Below are 25,147 nucleotides of genomic sequence, written 5' to 3'. Positions count from 1 at the left end.
GAGTGATCATGTCACTTGGAATCAGCTACAACAAAACTGGCCGCGCCTTTGGGGCCGGTTTGGCGATGCTGCTGGGCAGCGTCGCTGCACCAGCCTTCGCCGAAGAGCCAACCCTCAGCGAGGAAGCGTTTGAATCGTCCAAACAGCTTTATTTCGAACAATGCGCAGGCTGTCACGGCGTTCTGCGCAAAGGCGCCACCGGCAAAAGTCTTGAACCACATTGGAAGAAAACCGCAGCCGACGGTACCGTGACCGAAGGCGGGACCCTTGCACTTGGGCAGGAACGTCTTGAGAAAATCATCGCCTGGGGTACCGAAGGCGGGATGAACAACTTCTCGGACATCATGTCCGAGCAGGAAATCAAAGATATGGCGACCTACATCCAGATGGAGGCTCCCAAGCCGCCAGAGATGTCGCTGGAGCAAATGAAAGAGACCCGCAAGGTCTATATTGAAGAAGCCGACTACCCGACCGAGCCGCTTCACGGCCGCAACTGGGAAAACTTCTTCGTCGTCATCGAACGTGACGTGGGTAAAGTGGCCGTTATCGACGGTGACACCAAAGAAGTGCTGACACACATCCCGACAGGTTACGCCGTGCACGTTCTGAAAGCATCGGAACACCACAGCATTACCGAGCCAGAGCACCCCGGCCGCTTCTGGTACACCATGGGCCGCGACGGCAAGATGACCAAGATCGACCTCTGGCAGAAGCCTGAGAACATGTTGGTTTCGGAAGTCAAGATTGCCTATGACGCACGTGACGTGGCCGTTTCCGGCGACGGCAAATACGTCATCGGTGGTGGTTACTGGCCGCCGCACTTTGCAATCGTTGATGCCCAGACAATGGAACCGGTCAAGGTTGTATCGACCCGCGGTGTGAACGTAGACGGCGACTATGTGGAAGAGGCCCGCGTGGCCGCAATCTACACAACGCCGAACGAGCCGACCTGGATTGTCGCGATCAAGGAATTGGGTCAGTTGTGGCAGGTCGATTACACCGATCTGGACAACCTGCGGATCGACAAGATCGACAGCGCCAAGTTCCTGCATGACGGGTTCTTCGACCCGACAGGCCGCTATTTCCAGATCGCCGCAAACGCGTCGAACAAGATGGTGGTTGTCGATACCGAAACCCACAAACTTGAGGCGATGATCGACACCGCGGCGCTGCCGCACCCTGGCCCTGGCGCCAACTGGGTTGACCCGAATTGCGGCCCGGTCGCCGGCACAACCCACCTTGGTGTTGGCACCGTAACCGTCTGGGGTAACGACCCGGAAGGTCATCCGGATCAGGCTTGGAAAACCTGCTACGAAGTGGAAACCGACGGCCCCGGCCTGTTTGTCCGTACGCACCCGAATTCGGACTACATCTGGGCAGACCAGACCAAGCACCCGGAACCTGAGGTTCAGCAATCTGTGCAGGTCATCTCGAAAGAGACCGGCGAGATCGTGAAAACCATCCAGATCACCGAAGACGAAGGCAGCGCCGCTGTTCACTTCGAATTCAACGCGGATGGGACCGAGGTCTGGGTATCCAAGTGGAACCTGTCGGACTCGAAAGAGCCCAACGGTCAGATCGTGATCTTCGACGCCAAGACGCTGGAAGAAATCGGTCGCATCGAAGGGCTGTATGCCCCGACCGGCAAGTTCAACGTCTACAACCGCTCGAACCACGTCACCTGACGGGTTTGATACCACAACCGGAAAGGGCGGGCCCCTCGCCCGCCCTTTCCTCGTTTGACAGTTCAGCCAAACACGCCCGCCCGACATACCGGGCCAGTCAATACAGCCATAACGGAGCCCGGATATGACCTCCGAACCGGATAAAAAACCACCGATCTGGCGCCGGTATTTCCTGTGGGGAATGCCCGTGGCCGGAATCGCTGCCGCCTTTGTCGGCGGCATCATCTTCTGGGGCGGGTTCAACACCGCCATGGAAGCCACCAACACCAAAGATTTCTGTATCTCGTGCCACGAGATGCGCGATTTCGTCTACGAGGAATACACAGGTACGATCCACGACGTGAACCGTTCTGGCGTGGGCGCGGTCTGTTCCGACTGCCACGTGCCCAAGGACTGGACCCACAAGATCATCCGCAAGATCAAGGCGTCCAAAGAGCTGTACGGCAAAATGGTCGGCACCATCAACACTCGCGAAAAGTTCGAAGCCAAGCGTGTACACCTGGCCATGAACGAATGGGAGCGGATGAAATCCAGCGACTCGCGCGAATGCCGCAACTGTCACGATTTCGAATCGATGATGCCGGAATTCCAGAAACCCCGCGCGCGTCAGCAGCACCTGAACGCGATGGGGGTCGGCCAGACCTGTATCGACTGTCACAAGGGTATTGCGCACTCGGATGCCCGCGACCGGGCCGACGAAGAGTATCTGGAGGAACTTGAAGCCCCGAATCCGGACTTCATCCGCCCGATCCCGCCGGAATACATGGCCAGCCTTGCCAAGATCGAGGCCCAGGAAGCTGCCGAAGCCGAGGCGGAAAAAGTGGCCAAGAAAGCGCAGCAAGCGGCCGTTCAGGCACAGATCGCTGCCGCTGTAGACGCAGCCGTTGCCGAAGAGCGCGCAAATACAGCCGGAGAAGAAGCCGCAGCGCCCGCAGGCGGCGGTGGCAGCGATGTTGCAGGCAACGTCGATTGGAACGCGATCGCCAGTGCGGATCTGAAACTGTTCTACCCCGGTCAGGCTTCGTTTGAGTGGGTGCAGAACGGCAAGTTCCACGGTGGTGCCCGTCCGTTGACCAAAGGCGGCGATCAGTGCTCGACCTGTCACGCCAAGGAACTGGACATGATCGGCAATAAGATTGTGGCTGGCGGTGATCTGGAACCAACGCCGATCCCCGGCAAACGCGGCGTGATCGACGCTACGGTGCAGGCGGCACATGATGATGAGAACCTGTATGTCCGCCTGCAATGGCCGGATGCGGACCACAATCCTGCGCCGTTTGTGGACGGCGGCAAGATGGACCCTGACAACCAGATCAAGGTCGCCATGATGATTACGGGCACCGGTATCGAAATGGGCGATCAGGTGGGCTGCTGGGCCTCGTGCCATGCGGACAACTCCTATATGCCCTTTGATCCGGGCGCGGAGGCGATTGCCGCAAATGGTGATGTCTCGGGCCGTCTGGCCACTCAGGATACTGTGACCAAATACATCAGCGAAAGCCGCACCGAGGTCGAAGTCAAAGGCCGTCGCGGCAAGGCGCTGGGTGGCTGGGACAAGCTGCAGGCCGCCGACCAGATCGAGCAGTATCTGGCCGACGGTACCTACCTTGACCTGATGCGTGTGTATGCGGACGGTAGTGCCACCAACGGCTACTTGCTGGAACAGCGCGTGGTTAATGAGGGCGAGATCGCCGCATCGGCCGAACTTTCCGGAGGAATGTGGACTGTGGTCTTTACCCGTCCGCTGAACTCTGGCGCGCCCGGCGATGTGCCGCTGGAGGCTGGCAATACCTATACAGTCGGCTTTGCCATCCACGACGACTATGCAGCTGCGCGGTTCCACCACGTGACGCTGAACACCAGCCTTGCGTTGGATGACGACACAGCTAACATAAACGTGGTAAAACAATAATTGAGGGGGCCGGATGATCCGGCCCCTTCCCCTTTGGAAAGGAGACATGGACGATGAAACCCCACCGCCTTCTTCCCGCGCTGCTGCTTCTAGCCGCGCCCGCCTGGGCCGATGAATCCGCCGAGGTCTGTGCCGAGGCCGAAGATCGATATGTCGAGATGTTTGACCAACCTTCGTCCGCAGTCGAGGACGCCGAGGTGGTGCTGATGTACAAATACAATTTCTGCCCTCGCGAATTGACCGTAAAGCCGGGCACCACCGTGCGTTGGGTAAATGTAGACAAACGCACCAGCCATTCGGTCCTGCTGAAAGACGGCAGCGAACCCGAAAGCGACCGTTTATTCCCTGAGGAATCGGTGGACATGACATTCCTTACGCCGGGCCCACAGGAATACCTGTGCGGACCACATTGGGAAACACAGAACATGATCGGTATGATCACAGTCGAACCCTGAGCCGAGGCAAAAATACAGGCAAAATCAAAGGAGCGCGGGCGCTAATCCCGCGCTCCTTAACTTATGTCAAGGAGGTTGGTTTAGGATTACGCCAACTTGCCCTCATGACACGCCCGGTTCACCCAGCAACGTCCCCTATTCGCGCGTGGAAGCTGCCGGCAGATCCGGGTTCCGAAGACATTCAGAACAAGCGAGTTAGCACATGAGCGGTAAGGTTTTTCTGATTGGCGCCGGCCCTGGCGACCCCGAGCTGATGACCCTGCGCGCCCTGCGTATGCTGCAAGAGGCCGACGTGGTCGTTTATGACCGGCTGGTCTCGGACGACATCCTCGCCCTGCACGCCGACGGTGCGCGGTTGATCCCGGTGGGCAAGGCCCCCAAATGCCACACTGTACCGCAGGATCGCATCAACGAAATCCTAAAAGAAGAGGCACTGGCCGGTCACACCGTCGCCCGGTTAAAGGGCGGCGATCCGATGATCTTTGGCCGCGGCTCGGAAGAAGCCGCCTATCTGATGGCTCATGGAATCGCTGTAGAATACGCACCAGGTATCACGGCGGCACAGGGGGCTTCCTGTTCGACCGGCGTGCCGCTGACCCATCGCGGGCTGGCGACTTCAGTTCAATATGTTACCGGCCACCGACAAGCCGACAAGGTGCTGGACCTGGACTGGAAACGGCTGGCCGATCCCGACTCGACCCTGGTGGTCTATATGGGCGTAGCCAACATCGGCCAGATCGCCATGGGGCTGATGACCGAGAGCCTGCCCGGCTCGACCCCCGTTCTGGCCGTGGGCAAAGCCACCACACCGGATGAGAGCCGCATGATATCCCGCCTTGATCAATTGGCGGCAGATGTCCGCAAAGCCGACCTGAAAGCGCCGACCTTGTTCATCATCGGCAATGTGGTGTCACTTTACGCGGAACGGCCTTTGGCGGACCTGCTGGAACAGGCTCATGGCTAAGCTTGGTCATAATAGCCTGGGACAGCGCCCGGTCCCGGCGGGGAGCCAGGCGCCTTGCCGAGCGGTGGGCCGGGTGTTGCCCCGCAGGGCGACCCAACGACCGGGCTGGGCGGCGCACGCCGTGCTGACGACCGCCGTAGTTCTGGCCACGTCCGCCTTTGCCGCCGACGCCATCGACCCCAACGCTCTGAAACGACTTGTCCATCAGGATTGCGGCTCGTGCCACGGGCTGTCGCTGAAAGGCGGCCTCGGTCCCGATCTGCGGTCCAAGACATTGCAGCATTACGATCCCGACGTCCTGACCGGCGTCATCCTTGATGGCATTCCCGATACCGCAATGCCCCCGTGGCGGCCCCTGATCAGCGAAGAAGAGGCCGAATGGATCGCCCGTTACCTGCTGGAACAGGAGGAACAATGAAACATCTCATCCTCGGCCTTGCAGCCACATTGATGATCACAACGGCACATGCCGATCCTACCGCAACCGGAGACCTGGGTCTGGTGATCGAACGGGCCAAGGGGTCAGTCCTGTTGGTCGACCAGTCCGACCGCGCCGCGCTGGCGCGGATCGAGGGGCTGGGCGACCTCTCCCATGCCTCGCTGGTCTATTCGCCTGATGAACGCTTTGCGTATGTCTTCGGGCGTGACGGCGGGCTGACCAAGGTGGACATTGTCACCCGTCAGATCGTGAATCGCGTCGTGCAGGCGGGCAACGCCATCGGCGGCGCAATCTCTGACGATGGCAAACTGGTGGCCGTGTCCAACTATGAACCCGGCGGTGTACGTGTCTTTGATGCTGACACGCTGGAGATGGTCGCCGATATTCCCACCGACAGCAAAACCATCGGTTTGGTTGATGCGCCGGGCCGTCGCTTTGTGTTTACCATGTGGGATACGGGCGAGACATGGATTGCCGATTTCGCCAAAGGCGACCCCGCGATCACCAAGATCACCGATATGGGCAGGAACCCTTATGACGCACTGATCACCGCCAATGGTCGCACCTATATCACCGGCCTGTTCGGCGAGGACGGACTGACCGCGCTGGATCTCTGGGCCGAAAACCCCGAACCCATCCGCGTGCTGCCCGACTACGGGCGCGGACAAGAGGAAATGCCGGTCTACAAGATGCCCCATCTGGAAGGCTGGGCGCTGACCGGGCGCGAGTTCGTCCTGCCTGCTGTTGGCCATCACGAGGTTTTGTGGATCGACTCTGACACCCTGACCGAAACCGGGCGTACCAAGACGCACGGCCAGCCGGTCTTTGCCATGGCCCGACCCGACGGGCGGCAGGTCTGGGTGAATTTTGCCCACCCGCTGAACGACACGATTCAGGTCATCGACAGTGTCAGCAAAGAGATCATCCACCAGTTCAAACCCGGCCCCGCGGTGCTGCACATGGAGTTCACGCCCCGCGGGCATGAGGTCTGGATCAGCGTGCGCGACGCCAACAAGGTTATGGTCTACGACACCCAGACCTTCGAAAAACTGCGCGAGATCGATGCGGACAGCCCCTCGGGCATCTTCTTTACCGCGCGCGCACACAGAACGGGGCTGTGACTGATGGATCATATCACCGACCCGATCGACCGCCGCCTGCTGGATGAATTCCAGCGTGATTTCCCGATCACCGATCGTCCGTTTCAGGTTCTGGGCAACACGCTGGGTCTGGACGAGGCCGAAGTCATCGACCGCCTGACACGAATGCGCGCAACCGGCCGGATCACACGCGTTGGCGCGACGATTGCGCCCGGCGCGGTTTCGGCCAGCACTCTGGCCGCCGTCGCCGCGCCCGATGAGCGCCTGGAAGAGGTCGCCGCAATGATCGACGCGGAACCCGGCGTTAACCACAATTACCAGCGCGAGGATGACTGGAACCTGTGGTTTGTCGCCACCGGCCCGGATCGTGCGCATGTGAATGACACGCTGGCGCGGATCAGCCATCGCACCGGGCTGCGGGTGCTGGATTTGCGGCTGGTGCGCCCGTTCAACGTCGATCTGGGGTTTCGCATGTCAGGCAATACCCGCAACGTGCCCGGTCCCCGCAAGGTGGATTGCTCGGCCATGCGGGACGGAGACCGCCCCTTGCTGCAGGCGCTGAGTTCGGGCCTGCAACTGGTCATTGATCCGTTTGCTGATCTGGCACGGTCTCTGGGTCGGTCCGCCCCCGATGTGATGGCGCGAATCGAGGCGCTGCACGATGCGGGCATTATCTCGCGCCTGGGTGTCATCGTTCGGCACCGTGCACTTGGGTGGTCGGCCAACGCGATGGTGGTCTGGGACATGCCCGCCGATCAGGTCGGCACTGCTGGCCCAGCTCTTGCCGCGCATCCCGGCGTGACCCTGTGTTATGAGCGGAACCCGGTCGAGGACATCTGGCCTTATCGCCTCTATTCCATGATCCACGCCCGGTCGCGCAACGAAGCGCTGGAAACTCTTTCAAGTGCTGTCGCCTTGCCGGAACTGGCCAGTGCGCGCCACAAGGTGTTGTTCTCGACCCGTTGTTTCAAACAGACCGGCGCGCTGATCCACCCAAAGGAGGCTGCGGCATGACACTGGACGCAACCGATCGCGCGATCCTGAACCGGATGCAGGACGATCTGCCGCTGAGCACGCATCCCTATGCCGCAATTGCCACAGAGCTGGGCATCTTGGAAAGCGAGCTGCTGAGCCGCCTCACACGCATGAAAGACGAACGCATCATCACCCGCTTTGGCCCGTTTTTCGACGCTGCTGCCATGGGCGGCGCGTTTTGCCTGTGCGCAATGGCCGTTCCGCCCGAGAATTTCGAAACCGTCCTGACCAAAGTCAATGCGCATCCAGAGGTTGCCCATAATTATGAACGCACGCACCGGCTGAACATGTGGTTCGTTCTGGCAACCGAAACCCCCGAGGGGATCGAGGCCACCGCCGATGCCATCGAACGGGAAACGGGGATCGAGGTTCTTTGTTTTCCCAAATTGCAGGAATTTTTCATCGGCTTCCGGGTGGCGGCATGATCGATGCAAAAGACAGAGAGATTATCGAGGCGCTGCAAGGCGGCCTGCCCCTCGTGCCTGCACCCTACGCGCAGGTGGCTTCGGACATGGGCATGGACGAAGACGAATTGCTGCTTCGTCTGGCCGACCTGAAATCGAGCGGTGTGATCCGCCGCATCGCTGCTGCACCCAATCACTACAAACTGGGCATGACCTCGAACGGGATGACTGTGTGGGATGTCAAAGACGACCGCGTAACCGAACTGGGTACCCGGATCGGCGCTCTGCCGTTTGTCACCCACTGCTATGAACGCCCTCGCGCCCTGCCCGACTGGCCTTATAACCTGTTCGCGATGGTCCACGGCACAGACCGCGACGAGGTCGAAGAAAAGCGGGCGGAAATTACCGCGATACTGGGCGAGGCCTGTCGGGCCAAAGATATCCTCTATTCCACGCGCATCCTGAAAAAAACCGGGCTGCGCCTGAAAACGAAAGGCTGAGACATGTTCCGCCTGACCGAATACATGCATCAACTCGTCACCCCGACCCCGGTGCGCAAACGCCGCCCCGGACCGGTAAAACCGGTGGTGATCTGGAACCTGACGCGCCGCTGCAACCTGAAGTGCCGCCATTGCTACACCGTCTCGGCGGATGTTGCGTTCCCGGGCGAGCTCAACCACGAGCAAGCCATGGTAACCCTTGAGGATCTGGGCCAGTTTCGCGTCCCGGCCCTGATCCTCTCGGGTGGGGAACCGCTGGACCGGTTCGATTTCTTCGACATCGCAAAACGCGCCCGCGATTTGGTACCGATGCTGGCATTGTCGACCAACGGCACACGGATACACGACGAAACCGCCGACATGATCGCCGATGTGGGGTTCAACTACGTCGGTATCTCGCTGGACGGTATCGGTGCCACGAATGACTGGTTCCGCGGGGTTGAAGGCGCCTTTGCCGACGCCCTGCGCGGTGTGCGTGAATGCAAGAAACGCGGCATCAAAGTTGGCCTGCGGTTCTGCCTGACCGAAGGCACTCAGCATCACCTGCCCGACCTGCTGCAATTGTGCGATGACGAGGGCGTCGACAAGTTTTACCTGTCTCACTTGGTCTATGCTGGGCGCGGTGACAAGAACAGGGGTGAGGATGCCGAGCATTTGCGCACCCGCAACGGGCTGGACCTGCTACTCGAACGCGCGTGGGAAGCCGCCTCGGGTGGCCGTCAACTGGACATCGTGACTGGTAATAACGACGCTGACGCGGGCTATTTCCTAAACTGGGTGCGTGCGCGTTTCGATGCCGACAAGGCCGCCCATGTACACGAGCACTTGGCTGCATGGGGGGGTAATTCCAGCGGTCTGGGCGTGGCCAATATTGACAATCTGGGCCGGGTTCATCCCGACACCTATTGGTCCGACTACACTGTCGGCAATGTGAAAACCAAACCATTTTCCGAGCTTTGGACCAGCGATGACCCGATGCTCGCCATGCTGCGCACCCGTCCGCGTCCGCTGAAAGGGCGCTGCGGGGCCTGTCAGCTCAAGGACGTCTGTGGCGGCAATACCCGGATTCGGGCCTTGCAACTGACCGGCGACCCCTGGGCCGAAGATCCGGCCTGTTATCTGTCTAATCAAGAAATCGGCGTGCAGGACACGGGCGAACGCCTGCAGGTCACGCCGTTCCGAGGAAAAAGCCATGATCCGGCGCATCAGTTCTTTTGACAATCTGAAAATCGGCACATTCTGTTCGCTGCTGCTGGCGGGCACCGCATGGGCCGACGCCCCGTCGGACTATGCCGAACATTGCGCATCCTGTCATGGTGAAAGCCGTCTGGGCGGGGTTGGTCCTGCGCTGATCCCCGAAACCTTGAAACGTATGCGCGGCCCGCGTGTGGCCGCCGTGATCGCCGAGGGGCGCACGGCTACACAGATGCCCGCCTTTTCCCATGAACTCGACGCTTTGCAGATCGAAGAACTGGCGGGTTGGCTGAAGTCACCGCTGGAAACCGACCCCGAATGGGGCGAGGCCGAGATCATGGCCAGCCGCACGTTGGACGAAGATTACAAACCGGTCGACGCACCCGTCTGGGACAGCGACCCGATGAATATCACGCTGGCGGTTGAGACCGGCGATCACCACGTCAGCGTGCTGGATGGTGACACGTTCGAGGTTCTGGACCGGTTCGAAACCCCCTTTGCCGTACACGGAGGCCCAAAATTCAGCCCCGATGGCCGTTATGTGTTCATCATGTCCCGCGATGGTTGGGTACAAAAGTACGACATCTGGGCGTTGAAACAGGTGGGCCGCGTGCGTGCCGGGCTGAACAGCCGCAACATCGCCATGTCGGGTGACGGCAAATGGGTGGCCGTGGCGAACTACCTGCCGAACAGCCTGACCCTGCTGTCGACCGAAGACCTGTCGGTCGCCCAAGTCATCGACATCAAAAGCAAAAAGGGTAACCCTAGCCGCGTCTCGGCCGTGTATCAGGCGCCACCACGCGAAAGCTTTGTTCTGGCGCTGAAAGACGTGCCCGAGATCTGGGAGGTCTTCTACGGAGATAACCCGCCCCAATCCGGGCTGGGTCACGACTTCCGTATCGAGGGTCAGTTCAAGAACCCCAACCCCTTCCCGGTGCGCAAGATCACCACGCCCGACTATCTGGACGATTTCTTCTTCGATCAGAGCTATGAATACGTTATGGGTGCCTCACGCGATGGCACGGGGGGTCAGGTGATCGATCTGGTCATCGGTCAGAAAGTCGCCGATCTCGACCTGCCGGGTATGCCGCATCTGGGCTCGGGCATCACGTGGCAGCATGGCGATACCACCGTGATGGCAACGCCGCACCTGACCGATGGCACCGTATCGGTGATCGACATGCAGACGTGGGAAACTGTCAAACGGATCAAAACCGAAGGGCCGGGATTTTTCATGCGCAGCCATGAGAATTCGCCCTATGTCTGGGCCGATGTGTTCTTCGGGCCGAACAAGGATGCGATGCATGTAATCGACAAGCAAAGTCTTGAGATCGTTAAGACTCTGCGCCCAGCCCCGGGTAAAACTGTCGCCCATGTGGAGTTCACCAAGGACGGCAGCCACGCGCTGGTTTCGATCTGGGAAGATGACGGCGCAGTGATCGTCTATGATGCGCAGACGCTGGAAGAAGTCCGCCGATTGCCGATGCGCAAACCTTCGGGAAAATACAATGTCTGGAACAAAATCACATTCTCGGAAGGCACCAGCCACTGAAGGCAAATGGCCGGTGTGGAAACTGGCCATTCTGCTTTATCCGGCCACGGCTCTAACCGTGGCCATCAACCTGTTTCTGGCGGGTTTGATCGCCAACAGCGCCGGGTTCGGCGTGATCGAACCCGTTACTGCGATCCTGTGGTCAATCCCGCTGGGCGTTCCCGCGTCCTGGCTGGCCGGGCGCTGGGTACGCGGTTTGATGGACGAAGCTGACAGTTGACGTCGGCTTCTAGAATTCTGAGATTTCACGGAAATCCGCCAAGATTAATTTTTGGGCAGCCTGAGAACAAATGACTTAAGTCAAGGATCGAATCCGGCGGCAGGTCTACCCCTCAGGAAAGATTGCCGAGTTGGATTCTCCATGCCCGCCCTCAACCCTCTGCACATGTCAGCTGTTTGCGCGTCCCGCGCAGCTTGTGCTTTGGCGGGCATTTTCCTTCTGCTGTTGCAGCTGCTTGGCCCGGCGCTGGCGAGTCCCGGGGAAAGCATGTGGGTGGAGATCTGCTCGGAGGCAGGGGCGGTCTGGGTTCAGGTGGACCTTGAAGAGGACACCACAGACCCAACCGCGCCCTGTCCGAAATGCGCCGATTGCGCCTTGTGCGCGGTCACCTCAGCGGCCCCGGTGCCGGACCTGCTCCTGGTGCAACGGGAAGGTCTTGTTCACGCCGCACATTGCGAAAATCGCGATCTGGTCAGCGTCACCAGCGTAAAACGACTGTGGCCCGAAACCCGCGGGCCCCCGCGCGTGACCCAAGAATTAACTGAACGCGCCCTGCGCGCGTCCATGGCGTCCACCCAAATTATCGGAGGTGCGCCGTGGTCGTAAGTCGCGCAATCCATTTCCTGCTGGCCCTTACCCTGTCCTGCCTGATGGCGTTCAGCGCCCATGCCGACAGCCTCGCCAGCTTCCTGCCCGACATTGAGCCCGCTGATCTCGCCCCCGGTGCCGATGCCTTTGGCCCGGTTCGCGACGACGTGCCCGTTGCCCCAGTTCTGAAGGGCGGAGAGACCGTCGCCTGGGCTTTCCTGACATCTGATTTCGTGGGCACCACCGGTTATTCGGGTAAGCCGATCCACGTGGTTGCTGCGATCGACGACGATGCGGTTCTGACCGGCGTTAAGCTGGTCAAACACTCGGAACCCATTGTTCTGATCGGCATCCCCAATTCCCGTATGGTCGAGCTGACCGAAGGTTACACCGGGCTTGACCTGAAAGTCGAAGCCGAGACCGGTGGCGAGGGGCACGACCTCGACATCATCTCGGGCGCGACGGTCACGATCATGGTGATCGACGACAGCCTCGTTCGCGGTGGAATCAAGGTATCCCGCGCGCTGGGTCTGGGAGGCCTGTCTCCGTTGCTGGCCGACGGTCCCAAACGCGAAATCGATATGGCGAAGAACTCCACTTACGACTGGGCAACCTTGTCCGGCGACGGCTCGGTCCGGCGCCTGACGCTCGACGTCGGTCAGGTCAACGCCGCTTTTGAGGCCACTGGCGATCAGCGTGCCATCAAGCGCCCCGAGCCGGGTGAGCCGGACGACACGTTCATCGACATGCATTTGGCACTGGTTTCTGTCCCGTCAATCGGCAAGTCCCTGTTGGGTGAGGCCGAGTATCAGAATCTGGTCGAGTGGCTGGACGAAGGGGAACAGGCCATTCTGGTGCTGGGTCGCGGTGCCTACAGCTTCAAAGGCTCGGGTTACGTCCGAGGTGGAATCTTCGATCGGATACAATTGATCCAGGGCGACAATTCAGTACGGTTCTTTGACAAGCAACAAGAGCGCCTTGGTAAAGTCGCAGCCTCCGATGCGCCGAGCTTCACCGAACTGGATATCTTCAAGATCCCAGCCGAGGCCGAGTTCAATCCGGCCGAACCGTTCCGCCTGCAATTGCTGGTGCAACGCGCTGTAGGTGCGGTTGAAAAGACGTTCCTGACCTTCGATCTTGGTTACAAACTGCCCGAGCGGTATCTGCTGCCCGTCGCTGCCCCCGCGGTCGTCGATGACGCCACCGGCGAAGCCGCCGCCAAGGCCGCTTTGTGGCAGCGCATCTGGAAGGATCGCACCGTTGAAATCGCCGTTCTGGGCATCATGCTGCTGGTGCTGACGGCCACCTTCTTCTTCCAGTTCCACGCCACCATGAACGCGCGGGTGTTCTACTGGTTCCGCATCGGCTACCTGACAATGACCCTGTTTTTCATCGGCTGGTACGCCAATGCGCAGCTGAGCGTGGTGAACCTGATGGCGCTGGCAGGCAGCCTGCGTACGGGCTTCTCATGGGATGCCTTCCTGCTGGATCCGCTGGTCTTTATCCAGTGGTTCGCTGTCGCTGCCGCGCTGCTGTTCTGGGGGCGCGGAGCCTATTGCGGCTGGTTGTGCCCGTTTGGCGCGCTGCAAGAGCTGACCAACAAGATCGCCCGGGCCTGCCGCGTTCCGCAGTGGACCCTGCCCTGGGGTCTGAATGAACGGCTTTGGCCTGCAAAATACATGATCTTCCTAGTGCTCTTCGGCGTCAGCTTCGTGTCCATCCCGCTGGCCGAAAAGTATGCCGAGATCGAACCGTTCAAGACCGCGATCATCCTGAAGTTCATGCGCGACTGGCCGTTTGTGGTCTTTGCGCTGGTCTTGCTGGGGATCGGACTGTTCATCGAACGGTTCTATTGCCGCTACCTCTGCCCGCTGGGCGGAGCGCTGGCGATCCCTGCCCGTATCCGCATGTTCGACTGGTTGCGCCGCTACAAGGAATGCGGCACGCCCTGTCAGACCTGCGCCAACGAATGCCCCGTTCAGGCCATCCACCCCACCGGTGAGATCAACCCGAACGAGTGCGTCACCTGCCTGCATTGTCAGGTGCTCTACCAGTCCGAGACGAAATGTCCCGTCGTCATCCGCCAGATGAAGCGGCGGGCCAAGACAGGGTCGGTCGACCTCAAGACCCCGCTCGGACAACCACCGGCGAACCATCCGAACGCCAAACCGCAATCCGTTTCCTAAAAAAGGAGGAACGATCATGTCGGACAACGAAAACAAACTGAACATCACACGCCGCGGGATGCTGGGTGCAACCGCAACTGGCGCTGTGCTGGCCGGGACCGGTCTGGGCTCGACCCTAATGACCGCAAAGCAAGCCAGCGCTGCCGCCAATGCTAACCTGGAGCCCGGTGAACTGGACGAATACTACGGCTTCTGGTCTTCGGGTCAGACCGGCGAACTGCGTATTCTGGGCTTCCCGTCCATGCGCGAACTGATGCGGGTGCCGGTGTTCAACCGCTGCTCGGCCACCGGCTGGGGTCAGACCAACGAGTCGCTGAAGATCATGACTGACGGCCTGCTGCCGGAAACCAAGGAATTCCTCGCCAAACGCGGCATGAAGACCTATGACAACGGCGACCTTCACCATCCACACATGTCGTTCACCGACGGCACATATGACGGCCGTTACCTGTTCATGAACGACAAGGCCAACACCCGTGTTGCCCGCGTGCGCTGCGACGTTATGAAATGCGACAAGATCACCGAGATCCCGAATGCCAAGGCGATCCACGGTCTGCGTCCACAGAAATTCCCGCGCACCGGTTATGTATTTGCCAACGGTGAGGATGAAACGCCGCTGGTCAATGACGGCACAGTGCTGGATGATCCGTCGCAATACGTGAACATCTTCACTGCGCTGGATGGCGACACCATGGAAGTGGCGTGGCAGGTGATCGTGTCGGGTAACCTCGACAACACCGACTGCGACTATCAGGGTAAATACGCCTACTCGACCTCGTACAACTCGGAAATGGGTATGAACCTGGCCGAGATGACCGAGAACGAGCTGGACCACGTCGTTGTCTTCAACCTCGCGGAAATCGAAGCGGGTATCGAAGCCGGTGACTACCAAGAGCTGAAAGGCGTCAAGGTTCTGGACGGACGTAAAGGTCAGAACAAGAAGTACACCCGCTACATCCCGATCCCGAACTCTCCGCACGGCATTAACACCGCGCCAGACGGTAAGCACGTTTGCATCAACGGTAAGCTTTCGCCGACTGTGTCGATCATGGACGTCACCAAGCTGGACGCCCTGTTCGAAAGCGATGCCGACCCGCGGTCTTGCATCGTGGGCGAACCGCAGCTGGGTCTCGGCCCGCTTCACACCGCTTATGACGGTCAGGGCAACGCGTTCACCACGCTGTTCCTCGACAGCCAGATCGTGAAGTGGAACATCGACAAGGCCATCGAGGCTTACGGTGGCGCCGATGTGGACCCGATCATCTCGAAGGTCGACGTGCACTATCAGCCGGGTCACAACTCGACCTCGATGGGTGAAACTAAGGATGCCGACGGCAAGTGGCTGATTTCGATGAACAAGTTCTCGAAAGACCGCTTCCTGAACGTTGGCCCGCTGAAGCCCGAAAACGAGCAGCTGATCGACATCTCATCGAACGAGATGAAGGTGGTTCACGACGGCCCGACCTTTGCCGAACCGCATGACTCGATCATCGTTCGCAGCGACATCGTCAATCCGGTCAACGTCTGGGATCGCGCCGATGTCACATGGGAAGACGCCCGCAAACAGGCCGAAGCCGATGGCATCGATCTGGAAGAAGGCGCTGAAGAACCTATCCGGGACGGCAACAAGGTGCGGGTCTACATGACATCGCAGGCCCCGACCTTCAGCCTTGAGAAGTTCACCGTCAAGCAGGGTGACGAGGTGACGGTCTACATCACCAACCTGGATGACGTGGACGACGTGACCCACGGCTTCTGCCTGGGCAACTACGGTATCGCGATGGAAGTCGCACCGCTGGCGACCGCCTCGGTCACCTTCACCGCTGACCGTCCAGGCGTGCATTGGTTCTATTGCCAGTGGTTCTGCCACGCGCTGCACATGGAAATGCGCGGCCGGATGCTGGTCGAGCCGCAGGGAGCATAACCCATGCGTTGGTCCCTTCTCATACCGCTCCTGCTCGGCTCGCCTCTCTGGGCGGCTGACTGGGATGTGCCTAACCGGGCGGGGGCCATCAATGAAACACTGGCGCAGGCGGCGGATGGGGACACCCTCCGCCTGAGCCCCGGTGTTTACACTGAAACACTGGTTCTGGACCGGCCCATCACCCTAGATGGGCTGGGACAGGCCACCATCGACGGGCAAGGTGAGGGCAGCGTCATCACCGTGACCGGACCGGGCGTGACTGTGCGCGGTCTGACAGTGATCGGCTCAGGCTCAAGCCATGACGGGATCGACAGCGGCATCCAGTTGACCAAAACGGCCAAAGCGCCGGTGGTCGAGGATAACGTGCTGCTGGGCAATCTTTATGGTGTGGACATTCATGGTGCCAAGGACAGCATCGTGCGCGGCAACCGGATCGAAGGACGGTTGGACCAGCGGATGAACGACCGCGGCAATGGCGTCTATGTCTGGAATGCGCCTGGTGCGCGGGTCGAAGACAATGATATCCGCTACGGCCGTGACGGGATCTTTGTGAACTCGTCGAAAAAGAACACTTTCACCGGCAACTTGTTCCGCGATCTGCGCTTTGCGGTGCACTACATGTATGCCGACGACTCGGTCGTCAGCGACAATGTATCGATCGGCAACGATTTGGGCTATGCGGTGATGTTCACGACCAACGTGAAGGTCGCAGACAACGTCTCGATCGGGGACCGCGAACATGGCGTGATGCTGAACTACGCCAACAAGAGTCAGATCACCGGCAACGTAGTGATAGGTGCCAAGGAAAAATGCACCTTTCTCTACAACTCCAACAAGAACGAATTCACCGACAACTGGTTCCAGGGATGCGGCATCGGCATCCACTTTACCGCCGGCAGCGAACGCAACCGCATCGTCGGCAACTCTTTCATCGGGAACCGGACACAGGTGAAATACGTCTCGACCAAATGGGTCGAGTGGTCCGAAGACGGGCGCGGCAACTACTGGTCCGATTTTGCCGCCTATGATGTGGATGGCGACGGTATCGCCGATGCCCCCTATCGCCCCAATGACAGTATGGACCATGTGCTGTGGACCCAACCCGCAGCTAAATTGTTGCTCGGCTCCCCCGCCGTGCAACTGGTGCGCTGGTCGCAATCCGCCTTCCCGGCCCTGCTGCCGGGGGGTGTTATGGACAGCAATCCTTTGATGCAAGCCCCTGAACCCCCAGCTATGAAAAAGGTGCCTCATGACGGATAAGGCCCTAGTTATCGACCATGTCAGCAAGGACCGTGGAAAAACCCGCGTTCTTGACGATATCACCCTTTCTCTTGCCCCCGGTCAGCGCGTTGCGCTGTTGGGCCATAACGGCGCGGGTAAGTCGACCCTGATCAAATCCATCCTCGGCCTGACGCCGATCCATGGCGGAGCCATTCGGATCGGTGATACCACCCCCGGCACCGCGAAAGCGCGGCGGGATACGGCCTATCTGCCCGAGGCGGTGTCGTTTCACCCAGCCTTGACCGGACGCGAGCAGTTGACCCTTTTCGCAAAGCTGTCCGGGGCAAAGGCCGACGTGCCCGGCCTGCTGGATCGCGTTGGCCTCAGCGATGCACTGGATCGCCGGATCGGAACTTACTCCAAGGGGATGCGGCAACGTCTGGGTCTGGCGCAAGTGCTGCTAGGCCAGCCGAAAGTGGCGCTGCTGGACGAACCGACCTCGGGGCTGGACCCGATTTCCCGTCAGGATCTTTATGCCATCATCGACGAGTTAGCCGCTCAGGGCACCGCCGTCCTGATCGCATCGCACGCACTGACCGAGGTCGAGGCCCGAACCGACCGCATCGCCATTATGCGCAAAGGCCGGATGGTCGCAGATGACACGCTGAACAACCTGTCGGCACTGGCCGGTCTGCCGATCCGCCTGCGCGTACGCGCCAGCGTCAACGCAGATGCACTGGCCGCCGAATTGGGTGGCAACCGGATCAATGGTGCGTCCGTGGAATTGCTCTGTTCCCCGGATGACAAGATGGAGGCCCTGCGCCGCATCGCCAGGTTGGGCGACGCGGTGGCGGATGTCGAAATGACCCCGCCCAGGCTGGAAGACCTCTATCGACACTACGCACAGGAGGAGATGCAATGACCCGCTTCCTCGCCATCACCCGCACCGAGATGCTGATCCTGCGCCGCAACCGCTGGCTGCTGGTCGCAACGCTGATCATGGTACTGTTCGCTTTGGCTCTGACTTTCGCGGGCAGCGCCCCCACCGGCACGCTGGGCGTCGATATGCTGACTGTTTCTGTGGCCTCAATGACCACACTGTCGGTTTACCTGGCGCCCTTGCTGGCGTTGATGATTTCTTTCGACGCCATCGCCGGTGACGTGGACCGGGGCAGCCTGTCGCTGCTGCTGTCCTACCCGGCAGGGCGCGGAGAAATCCTGCTGGGCAAGTTCACTGCCCACTTGGCCGCTCTGGCCTTTGCCATAACCGTTGGTTTTGGCACCGCCGGAGCGGTGGCCGCATTCTTTGGCGGCGCGGGGCCGGAAAGCCTGATGGCGCTGGCCCGCCTCATTCTCACATCCATCCTGCTGGGCGCCGTGTTTCTGGCGCTGGGTTACCTGCTGTCTGCCCTGGCAAGGGGCGCCACGGCGGCAGCAGGTCTGTCGGCCGGGCTCTGGCTGGTTTTTGTCGTCCTTTATGATTTGGGCTTGTTGGGAGCCGTCGTCATGGACAAGGGCGGCACCTTCACCCAATCCGTCTTTCCGTGGGTGATGGTTGCCAACCCGGCCGACGCATTCCGTCTGTGGAACATCGCCGCAACCGAAGGTGTCGCCATGGCCTCGGGTATGACTGGTGCCGCTCAGGCCCTGCCCGTCTGGGCCGCGCCCGTCTCGCTGCTGATCTGGCCGGTGCTGGGATTTGCCCTTGCCCGCCTTGCATTCCGGAGGGTCGAGCCATGAAACATCTTGCCCTTATTGCCCTGGTTGCTCTGACCGCCTGCAAGGAAGAGCAGATTGTCACCCCTGACCCGGTTGATCTGACCCCGGACGCGCTCAGCTATTTCTGTCAGATGAACATCGCGGAACATGGCGGGCCCAAGGGGCAGATTCATCTGGAAGGGTATCCCGTGCCGCTGTTCTTTGCGCAAGTGCGCGACATGGTGGCTTATCTGAAAAGCCCCGAGAGGGATGCCGAAATCACGGCTGTTTATGTCAGTGACATGGGGGTTGCTCCGAACTGGCGGCAGCCCGGCATTTCCAACTGGATCGCGGCTGATGGTGCAACCTTTGTGGTCGGCTCCAACGTTGCTGGGGGCATGGGCGCACCCGAGGTTGTGCCCTTTGCCGATCCCACCGCCGCCGATGTTTTTATCACGCAATATGGCGGCGCGCAGATGCCGCTGTCCGAAATTCCCGCTGCCGAGGTTCTTGGCCCCGTCGATCTGGACCAGAAACTGGAGACCCCGTCATGACCCCCCTCTCCCGCCGCCGGTTCCTGACCATGTCCGCCGCCTGCATTGCCTTTCCAGCCGGTGCGAAACCCGCCCCGGCGGCTCATTGGCGCGGAGTTGCACTGGGGGCCGAAGCCAGCCTGCGGCTGGAAGGGTTGACCGATACCCAGGCGGCGCCGGTCGTTGCCGCCGTCGAAGCCGAGTTGAGCCGCCTGGAAAACATCTTCAGCCTGTACCGCCCCCAATCCGAACTAAGCCGACTGAACCGCGACGGCCACTTGTCCGGCCCCGCGCCTGAATTGCTAAACGTTCTCAGCCTGTGTACGGCGCTGCACGAGGCTACGAACGGCGCGTTCGACCCCACCGTTCAACCGCTCTGGACCGCACTCGCAACTGGTGCGCGCCCAGAGAAGACCGACGCAGCACGGCGTTCTGTCGGATGGACTCGTGTGATCGTTCAGACGGACAAGATCCGCTTGCCGCGACCGGGCGTTTCAGCACTGACCCTGAACGGCATCGCTCAAGGCGCCATCACCGACCGTATCAGTGCGTTGTTGACTGCGCATGGCCTACGGAACGTGCTGGTGAACATGGGAGAAATCGCAGCCCGGGGACAACGTGGAGACGGTCAAGCCTGGCGGGTCGGGCTGGCTGGACCCGGTGGCAATGTTCACAAATCCATCGAACTGCAGGACCGTGCGGTCGCAACTTCGGACGCGCGCAGCTTTATGCTGACAGGTGATCAGGGGCATATTCTGAGCCCTGCGGGTGGTATGCGCCCAGCGGACATCGTCTCAGTCTCGGCGCCCAGCGCAGCCATTGCCGACGGGTTGTCGACGGCTTTGTGCGCCCTGCCGAAGACAGGATTTGACACAGTACTCAGGTCTTTCCCCGACGCGCGGCTGGAAATGCACATCTGATCACAAGGCCCAGTGTTGCGCACCAGAGACTGCGCCACCAAGGCCTCTCAATACACCAAAGCCGAAACCTAGGCTTGCCCAATGACTAGTATGGCAAGCCTGGGTTCACGCCGTATCCACGAAAAAAGTAGGTGGCGGAAACGAAGAGAGTCCGGACAAAGCAACTCCGTCCAATAAATCGTATATAAAACAAATATTTATGGATTACCCACCCACAAACCGCTGAAGAAGGTATGCGGGATAAGGTAAGAAGAATATCTGCAAATAAATGGGACCACACACGCACGCTACATTCGCACGGCACGGTTCCAAGACCAGCCGACAATAGTCATTCTTACAGAGTTTGCTTGACAACCTCTCGCAACTAAAAGGCGCGAATGTGGTTCCTCTAGCAGTGCGGGCTGATCGACTGCTGCAATTCGCCCGATCAGGCTCCGTATGGTCATACAGCTGTTGTTCACTGCGTTTGCAGCACCCAGCACATCGAACGGCAGCAGTGCATACCTTGCAATTGTTTGTCGCTGGAAAAACTCTCTCTGTTCCAATCTTCAACGGACAATAAGCGTCTGCGGGCCCCGCAAACTACCGTTTCTTATTGGTGTTCGTAACTGCATTCCAATCTTCCGGTGGCGGATTCTCTAACAAAACTTGGGCGCGGGACATCATGACCACCGAGGCGGGATCTCCGTTTCGTTCTTGATCAGCGGCCTTGAAGGCAGCAACAGCTTTTTCAAACTGCCCTGTTCGATAATGTGCTAGGCCTTGTTCGTAGGGTTCAATCCACGCAAGCGATCCGTCAATCCCATCCGCCATCGCGATCAGTTCGTAGACCACCAACTCCTTTGTGCGCCCAAATACTGTTAACGTGTCCAGTTCGCGCACCAAGATTCTATCAGCCGCTTGGCGTCGGGTTTCTGGACCAATCAGGATCAGTGTGTCGTAATCCTTGTTGGCTCCCTCCAATCGGCTGGCAACGTTCACCACATCGCCAATTGCAGTGTAATTCAAACGCTGCTCTGACCCTATGTTGCCGACCAGAGCCTCGCCGCTATTTAGCCCGATCCTGACGCGCAGTGGGTTGCCAGCGTCGTCTTCAATTCCGGCCTCCTCAACAGCGGCGACAAGGTCCAGTGCCGCGCGACAGGCGTTTTCGGCGTGGTTGGTATCCTTGCGCGGCGCACCCCAGAAAGCCATCACGGCATCGCCCATGAATTTGTCGATAGTTCCCCCATTGCGCGTGATGGCCGCAGAGGACGCGTTGAAGAAGGGTTCCATCATTTGAACGATTTTGGGGCCAAGTTTTTCAGACAGACCTGTGAAACCCGTGACATCGCAAAACAGCACGGAAATCTGCTTTATGTCTCCGCCTGGCTGAGTCTTGATGCCCTCGGCAACCAGCATGCGCACCAAGTCGGTAGGTACATACTTGCGGAATGCTGACAGACCTGCAGCCATACTTGCGGTCGCAGCAGAGAGGTTTGCAAGCTCAGAGAGTCTGGAGGGCCTGCGCGCAATGCGTTCGACATCAAAGCGTTCGATTTTGCTCAGGTCTTCGGCGATATATGCCAACGGATTTGCGACGACTGTGCGAACCAGCCAGATAGCCAATCCGGTGGCAACTACAACCACACCGATCAGAATATAAATCAGGTTTATCAGCGTCTTGTCGATATCCGAAAGAAAGGCAGCTTCAGGGATGACGGTGGCAACGCGCCAGCCGTAGAACCCCAATGGCGTAAGAGCAACCGCGTAGGGCACACCTTCGATGACAACACGCTTAGTCAACGAACCGGAGGCGTTCGCTGTGGGGTCACCCAACAGCTTTTCACCGGCGATCTTGGCGACCTCATAAAGCTCACCCTCACCCATGCGTGCGGGTGTGACCTCATCTGCTTCCGCATCGGGTACCGCGATCACTTTTCCATCGGCATCCAGAACAAACGCTGCGCCGAATTCCCCGGGCGTAAGAGTCGCCAGAAAGCGCGAAAGTCGATCTGTTTCGATCGCCACGGCCAGAACGCCTTGCCGCTTTCGGTTGACGTCTATCGGACCGGCAAATGTGTAGACAGTTTTGTTACTCTCCGGGAGGTCGCGCGCTTCAATCCATCCCGTGGACTCAAGGCCCATAAAGTTTTCAAACCACGCATGTTCGCGTGGATCGTAGGATGTTACGGTAAAGGTTCGCTCTTCGAACTGGATGTCTCCTGGAATGAAGATATAGCGGTCCTTCCGCAACATCCTTTCACGGATATCTTTGTCGATTTCAATCATCTCAAGCCCGCCGTCACCTAAACGATGTGACGCGAAAAAGTTCCCATCGGGCCAACCGAAGAAAATCCATGAAATATTCGGTTGTGCCTGCAATTGTGATAAAAACACGAACTCTCTCTTGTCGGCTTGTCGCGTCGCGATAACGTTCTGGACAAATATCGTGCGTACGGCTGCCCAGGCGGCTTCGGCCGACCTGAGCGTTACGCCCACTTCTATACGAACGGTGTTTGCAATTTGACTGTTGATCTCGGCTGCGAGCATGCGGCTATTGTCGCGCGCTGTTTTCCACCACAGGGAGTGGACTATAACCGTCGACACGCCGATGGATATAGCAACTAGTATTGATACAGCGATGCCTACGCTAATTCGCACTAAAACTCCGCAACTGGCGACATGAGCTTTAGTATTGAGTTGAGACAGTTCGAAGAGCAAAGCTTACTTCGCCTAAATGCTGAAAACTCACGCAACTGTTAAATTCAACAAAAAGATCTGCTTGTGAAGCGATTACCGGAGCAAGTATTCGGCTTTAGTTAATTGCCCACACCGAAACAAGAAAAAACACATGAAGCTGTTGCAAGGTTTCGACCATTGACCTTCGCGGCTTTAGCGCCTGTTTGGCGAGCGGGCCACTAAGCTGACATTCGCTGCGGCCACATTGCTGATTACTTCGAATGGAAGGAGTGCCCAGCAAGTGGACTTTTTAAACTCCTTTATTTGTAAACAGCTTACCGAACACGGCTCTCCCGCTTTGTCTTGCGGGCCGAGATCGAGAGGATTGGGTTTGAGGATTTAATCTTGCCGCTAGTCTAAGAGTGCGGCTTCAGCGTGGCGGATGAAAGGGCGTGCGGGACTTGGCCTGTATCTTCTGTCGGCAAGCTCAGGGAAAATCTCAATCAATTCCCTATAAACTTCGAAGTCCGCCTTCAGTATATGTTCACCAGCATAAAAGCTCTCGAGCTGGGCGTTCTCGCAGTTTACGATTTCGTGTTTGTCAAACATGATGTGAACATAGTTTACCGTATCACATGGATCACGGCAGACTTTGTCTCCGTCACAAAAGTGCTTAGCCGCGCATAACACTTCGGGTACATGGAAATGCAATTCACAACGCCAACCAGAGACAAGTACACGATGCTGGGGCGACACGCGGAGCTCTCGCCGATTACCGATTGCGCCTGACGCAAATCGAATTGGGGCGTGTTTGCCCCTACCGCAAACGGTACGTTTCCCAATCCACCTGACAGGCTGCGGCCCATGGTCAAGTGTTTTGACCAAATCACCAACTTTAAGATTCTCAATCAAGCGATTGCCACCCGGGGTTCGGATTCTCGTTCCCTCCGTAAAACATGCGACTTCCACAGTCTCAATGCTCAGGTATGTGAAATTCCGACCGTTCGGGAGAGTGACTGTCCCACCTGTTGAGCCCGGCGAAAACGGAACAAACGTTGACCCGGCTGGTAAAACCAACCTGTCATTTCCGTTACCGCCATTGACAAAGCTTGTGTTCAATCCGGCGTAAATAACGTCACGCCCGCCACCGCCATCAAGGTTCCCACTGCCATCTTCCGCAAACAGCGTGTCACGCCCGCCGCCGCCGCTGAGATTGTTGTTGCCCGAACCGCCGCGCAGGATGTCGTTACCCTGGTTGCCGAAGATGTTATTGTTTCCTGAGCCACCTTGCAGTGTGTCGTTACCGCGTCCGCCACTGATACTTCCGCCAAGTGCCCCGGTGTCGACAAAGGTATCGTTCCCGCGCCCTCCGCTGTACCCGCCTGCGTTCAAACCAACAGAACCACTTACATCGTCATCGTTATTATTTCCGGTGTATTCAACGAATTGACTGAATGATCCCCCAGCGAGATCGACGTCGGTATAGGTAGTGACAGTATCAGTGTTGGTGTTGGTGAAAGTGATCGAGTTCCCGGTCATGGTGACCTGGAACGCGTTGCTAAGCCCCGAGACATCAATTGTGCTGTTAGGGCCTATGTCTAACGACGCCCAGAATGCGGTGTCGTTGACATCAGCATTGGTCAAAGTGATAAAAACGGGCATTTTTCGATCCGTTTCTCAAATCGGCGGGGTCAATACACTATCGCTTAAACTGTAACCTAGCAGGCATGCTACTCAAACCCAACCTCGGGTGAACCGATGCAACTGTGTTTGAAAACGGCATACTAAATCGTCCTCCAAACTATTGGAAAGCAAGGTGTCATCTGGACTCTACGCTCGCTACAGCCGGCTTCCCACGATTGCACTACCTAAGATGTCCTGTGTGGATGGCTCCTGCATTGCAAGCGTTTTTTGCGGTTGCGATGGTCTGTCAGTACAGTCGTGTGTCCGGCCTGT

The 25,147-nt window shown here is 58.8% G+C and carries 22 protein-coding genes; 20 read left to right on the top strand and 2 right to left on the bottom strand.

Translation table 11 applies throughout. The features are described from left to right. The first annotated feature begins 8 nt into the window (after positions 1-8). The 20 genes from AC2FEE_RS23450 to AC2FEE_RS23355 all read left to right on the top strand — a co-directional run bounded on the left by AC2FEE_RS23450 (position 9) and on the right by AC2FEE_RS23355 (position 20,530). Positions 9-1,685, top strand: coding sequence for a cytochrome D1 domain-containing protein (locus AC2FEE_RS23450; protein ID WP_496867866.1), 1,677 nt, complete (start codon positions 9-11; stop codon positions 1,683-1,685). Between the two features lie 124 nt (positions 1,686-1,809). Then, positions 1,810-3,597, top strand: a complete 1,788-nt coding sequence (locus AC2FEE_RS23445) for a NapC/NirT family cytochrome c (RefSeq protein WP_496867865.1) — start codon at positions 1,810-1,812, stop codon at positions 3,595-3,597. Positions 3,598-3,650: 53 nt separating this feature from the next. Then, positions 3,651-4,052 carry a cupredoxin domain-containing protein gene (locus AC2FEE_RS23440; protein WP_496867864.1) on the top strand — a complete coding sequence of 134 codons (402 nt, stop codon included), beginning with the start codon at positions 3,651-3,653 and terminating at the stop codon, positions 4,050-4,052. Positions 4,053-4,254: 202 nt separating this feature from the next. Continuing rightward, positions 4,255-5,016, top strand: coding sequence for a uroporphyrinogen-III C-methyltransferase (gene cobA, locus AC2FEE_RS23435; protein WP_496867863.1), 762 nt, complete (start codon positions 4,255-4,257; stop codon positions 5,014-5,016). 76 nt (positions 5,017-5,092) lie between these two features. After that, the gene (locus tag AC2FEE_RS23430; protein WP_496867890.1) at positions 5,093-5,434 is read left to right on the top strand and encodes a c-type cytochrome; all 342 of its coding nucleotides are present in this window, start codon (positions 5,093-5,095) and stop codon (positions 5,432-5,434) included. Further along, on the top strand, positions 5,431-6,576 hold the full coding sequence (locus AC2FEE_RS23425) for a cytochrome D1 domain-containing protein (protein ID WP_496867862.1): 1,146 nt from the start codon (positions 5,431-5,433) through the stop codon (positions 6,574-6,576). Before AC2FEE_RS23430 ends, AC2FEE_RS23425 begins: the two co-directional genes overlap by 4 nt. Before the next feature lie 3 nt (positions 6,577-6,579). Next, on the top strand, positions 6,580-7,569 hold the full coding sequence (ahbB, locus tag AC2FEE_RS23420) for a siroheme decarboxylase subunit beta (RefSeq protein WP_496867861.1): 990 nt from the start codon (positions 6,580-6,582) through the stop codon (positions 7,567-7,569). Further along, positions 7,566-8,015 (top strand): Lrp/AsnC family transcriptional regulator, encoded by a 450-nt coding sequence (locus tag AC2FEE_RS23415; RefSeq protein WP_496867860.1) that lies wholly within the window; start codon positions 7,566-7,568, stop codon positions 8,013-8,015. The genes ahbB (AC2FEE_RS23420) and AC2FEE_RS23415 overlap by 4 nt, the downstream gene beginning before the upstream one ends. Next, positions 8,012-8,494: a siroheme decarboxylase subunit beta gene (gene ahbB, locus AC2FEE_RS23410; protein ID WP_496867859.1), complete on the top strand. Its 483-nt coding sequence runs from the start codon at positions 8,012-8,014 to the stop codon at positions 8,492-8,494. The genes AC2FEE_RS23415 and ahbB (AC2FEE_RS23410) overlap by 4 nt, the downstream gene beginning before the upstream one ends. A gap of 3 nt (positions 8,495-8,497) precedes the next feature. Beyond that, on the top strand, positions 8,498-9,712 hold the full coding sequence (nirJ, locus tag AC2FEE_RS23405) for a heme d1 biosynthesis radical SAM protein NirJ (RefSeq protein WP_496867858.1): 1,215 nt from the start codon (positions 8,498-8,500) through the stop codon (positions 9,710-9,712). After that, positions 9,687-11,240 carry a cytochrome D1 domain-containing protein gene (locus AC2FEE_RS23400; RefSeq protein ID WP_496867857.1) on the top strand — a complete coding sequence of 518 codons (1,554 nt, stop codon included), beginning with the start codon at positions 9,687-9,689 and terminating at the stop codon, positions 11,238-11,240. The genes nirJ and AC2FEE_RS23400 overlap by 26 nt, the downstream gene beginning before the upstream one ends. Continuing rightward, positions 11,197-11,460 carry a hypothetical protein gene (locus AC2FEE_RS23395; RefSeq protein ID WP_496867856.1) on the top strand — a complete coding sequence of 88 codons (264 nt, stop codon included), beginning with the start codon at positions 11,197-11,199 and terminating at the stop codon, positions 11,458-11,460. Before AC2FEE_RS23400 ends, AC2FEE_RS23395 begins: the two co-directional genes overlap by 44 nt. Before the next feature lie 141 nt (positions 11,461-11,601). Next, a complete protein-coding gene (locus AC2FEE_RS23390) occupies positions 11,602-12,066 on the top strand; it encodes a DUF2946 family protein (RefSeq protein WP_496867855.1) in 465 nt (154 codons plus the stop codon). A 44-nt stretch (positions 12,067-12,110) separates the two neighbouring features. Next, positions 12,111-14,234 carry a 4Fe-4S binding protein gene (locus tag AC2FEE_RS23385; protein ID WP_496867889.1) on the top strand — a complete coding sequence of 708 codons (2,124 nt, stop codon included), beginning with the start codon at positions 12,111-12,113 and terminating at the stop codon, positions 14,232-14,234. Positions 14,235-14,250: 16 nt separating this feature from the next. Then, on the top strand, positions 14,251-16,158 hold the full coding sequence (gene nosZ, locus AC2FEE_RS23380; protein ID WP_496867854.1) for a TAT-dependent nitrous-oxide reductase: 1,908 nt from the start codon (positions 14,251-14,253) through the stop codon (positions 16,156-16,158). 3 nt (positions 16,159-16,161) lie between these two features. Further along, positions 16,162-17,418, top strand: coding sequence for a nitrous oxide reductase family maturation protein NosD (locus AC2FEE_RS23375; RefSeq protein ID WP_496867853.1), 1,257 nt, complete (start codon positions 16,162-16,164; stop codon positions 17,416-17,418). Beyond that, positions 17,408-18,301, top strand: a complete 894-nt coding sequence (locus AC2FEE_RS23370; protein ID WP_496867852.1) for an ABC transporter ATP-binding protein — start codon at positions 17,408-17,410, stop codon at positions 18,299-18,301. Before AC2FEE_RS23375 ends, AC2FEE_RS23370 begins: the two co-directional genes overlap by 11 nt. Then, positions 18,298-19,119, top strand: a complete 822-nt coding sequence (locus AC2FEE_RS23365) for an ABC transporter permease (protein WP_496867851.1) — start codon at positions 18,298-18,300, stop codon at positions 19,117-19,119. Before AC2FEE_RS23370 ends, AC2FEE_RS23365 begins: the two co-directional genes overlap by 4 nt. After that, on the top strand, positions 19,116-19,631 hold the full coding sequence (locus tag AC2FEE_RS23360) for a nitrous oxide reductase accessory protein NosL (RefSeq protein ID WP_496867850.1): 516 nt from the start codon (positions 19,116-19,118) through the stop codon (positions 19,629-19,631). Before AC2FEE_RS23365 ends, AC2FEE_RS23360 begins: the two co-directional genes overlap by 4 nt. Continuing rightward, a complete protein-coding gene (locus AC2FEE_RS23355) occupies positions 19,628-20,530 on the top strand; it encodes an FAD:protein FMN transferase (RefSeq protein WP_496867849.1) in 903 nt (300 codons plus the stop codon). The genes AC2FEE_RS23360 and AC2FEE_RS23355 overlap by 4 nt, the downstream gene beginning before the upstream one ends. Positions 20,531-21,112: 582 nt before the next feature. Here the strand turns inward: AC2FEE_RS23355 and AC2FEE_RS23350 are convergent. Both AC2FEE_RS23350 and AC2FEE_RS23345 read right to left on the bottom strand, forming a co-directional pair. Continuing rightward, positions 21,113-23,233: an adenylate/guanylate cyclase domain-containing protein gene (locus tag AC2FEE_RS23350; RefSeq protein ID WP_496867848.1), complete on the bottom strand. Its 2,121-nt coding sequence runs from the start codon at positions 23,231-23,233 to the stop codon at positions 21,113-21,115. Positions 23,234-23,602: 369 nt separating this feature from the next. Continuing rightward, complete coding sequence (locus tag AC2FEE_RS23345) at positions 23,603-24,853, bottom strand: Hint domain-containing protein (RefSeq protein ID WP_496867847.1); 1,251 nt, start codon at positions 24,851-24,853, stop codon at positions 23,603-23,605. Positions 24,854-25,147: the final 294 nt, after the last annotated feature.

The sequence above is a fragment of the Ruegeria sp. YTSC199 genome (assembly GCF_059609725.1).
This window is presented reverse-complemented; position numbering and strand designations above follow the sequence as displayed.